The organism is Vibrio sp. 1F169, from assembly GCF_041439605.1.
Lineage (GTDB): Bacteria > Pseudomonadota > Gammaproteobacteria > Enterobacterales > Vibrionaceae > Vibrio > Vibrio tasmaniensis_A.
Genome location: NZ_JBGOOI010000153.1, coordinates 1 through 2,099 on the forward strand (window position 1 = coordinate 1; position 2,099 = coordinate 2,099).

Below are 2,099 nucleotides of genomic sequence, written 5' to 3' on the forward strand. Positions count from 1 at the left end.
GCTGATCAGATCGTAGGTTCTTGATTTAGTTCCATTGAATTACGCAACAAAGCCAAGGGTATGTAGTGATGTAACCCAGATAAAGTTGCTGATTTCAATCCCTCCCCATTAAATATCGCGATCACTGTCAGTTTTTTATAGCGTAAATAAATACTAAAAAAAGCGATGCAATCATTACCCCCCTGAAATGGCACTGTGGCGTAATTTGGTGGCTATTATGTTATGAAGTTGTCGGGATATTACGGGATGTACAATATGCGGTTAGTGGTGTTTTCGTGCATGATATTTATAAATTTGCACAATTACACTCAATTCAAGTAGATGACTATTAAGTGGTCAGATTTGTTTTTATTTGTGTAAATCTCATAAGTAAGAATACAATCATCCTGTTGCATCGCAAAATGCGATGCATATCACTTTATTCGGGGTGCCGTGTTGTCTACTGTTAATTTACTTTGTCTGTTTTTTATTACATTACTAATAATATGCACATCATTTCATCTGAAGTCGTCGGAAGGTAAAAAAAAGCTATCTTTTGTTCAGCAAAGACTTGAACGAGAACAAAATAAACAAAGGCTCAAACGTTTTTTCTGTGAAGAAACAGATTTACCTAACATCAACTATATTCAAGAAAAATTATTAAGAACAAACAGAAGTACCTACAAGATCATGCATGTAATCTGTGTTGGGAGATCTGCAGATTTCTATAAGTTTTTCGATTCAAAAACTAGTCGAATAGTTAAAACAGAATTACATCACTACCTAAGTGAGACACTTTCACCAAGGGTTATCGGTTTGTTTGAAGACAAATACATTGTTCTTGTATTTGAAAGCGATACTCCCTGGGAAGAAAAAAAAATCCTTGAGCAGCAACAAAAAATTCAATTCTCTTTGCCTCATGAAAAGAAAGTAGGCGATAAAACCCTAACTTTTGATTATTCTCTTGCTAGCATGATCCTATCTAATTTTGATAAACCCCAAGATAAAAATCAGTTGTTTAGAAGAATGGCTTACAGTGTTAAAAAGTCACTTCAATCTATTGATGGTGTCTACATATATAACATTAATGACTATGAAAAAAACGTTAGAACCCGTTCGGTAATCCAAGCTTTACATCACGATATAAAAAAGGGAGGGACTCAGTTCGAGCTTTTTTATCAACCCGTCGTTTATAGTATGAATACTTCTAAAGAGTACCTTTGGGAAATATTGCTTAGGTGGAAACGCACAGAGTTCGGAGGTCCTGGTGTATTTATGCCATTATTGGCAACGGAGCCGCACCTACATTACTCATTAACCATTATAATTTTTAAAAAAATAATTGAATACGCAAAAAACACTCAAGATACACTTCCTAATATCAGTGTTAACATTAGTCATGCAGATTTAAGTATCGTTGACTTTTATGATGATGTAATGGAATTAACCAAATTAGTTCCAGAGTTAAGAAGTAAGATAGTATTTGAAACAGTTGAATATAGTGAGGGTCTTTTACATAGTTATGCTAAAGAAAATATAATTGCTCTTAAAGGGGCAGGTTTTCGATTTGCTATTGATGATTTTGGATGTGGTTACTCCAATTTTAACCTTTTATCAGAAAAATATTTTGATTTTATTAAGCTAGATAAGTCGTTACTACAAAAATGTCAGGAAGATATTGTGGCCAATGAGACACTTAAGTTTATGGTTAAGCTATCTGAGCGTATTGATGTAACCTTGATTGTCGAAGGCGTTGAAAATCCTCAACATCTACGACTACTTCCAAAAAAATCTAACATCTTATTCCAAGGCTTTCACTTTTCCAAACCAAGAAGGTTAATTAGCAATGTGAAAACAGGTTGATATATGTATGGATAATAATATGTGAAGGGCTGTAAATGACATTAAACAAAATCGAATTCGTTAACTAATTTAAGAGTATTACTATTTTAATATTTTTAAATCTCAACAAATAATAGAGATCCATTTAAATGAAAATGATGATACCAATTTTGTGCGTTCTGGCCTTATCAGCTTGTGGTGGCGGCGGTGATGGTGGGAGTAACGGTGTTTTTCAAGGTAGTTGTCATCATTTGCTTGCTTATTAAGCAGCTTCTCTT

At 33.7% G+C, this 2,099-nt stretch carries 1 protein-coding gene; it reads left to right on the forward strand.

Going from position 1 to position 2,099, the window contains the following annotated elements; translation table 11 throughout:
• Window positions 1-432 precede the first annotated feature (432 nt).
• Window positions 433-1,842: an EAL domain-containing protein gene (locus ACED53_RS23265; protein WP_012600474.1), complete on the forward strand. Its 1,410-nt coding sequence runs from the start codon at window positions 433-435 to the stop codon at window positions 1,840-1,842.
• The last annotated feature ends 257 nt before the right edge of the window (window positions 1,843-2,099 follow it).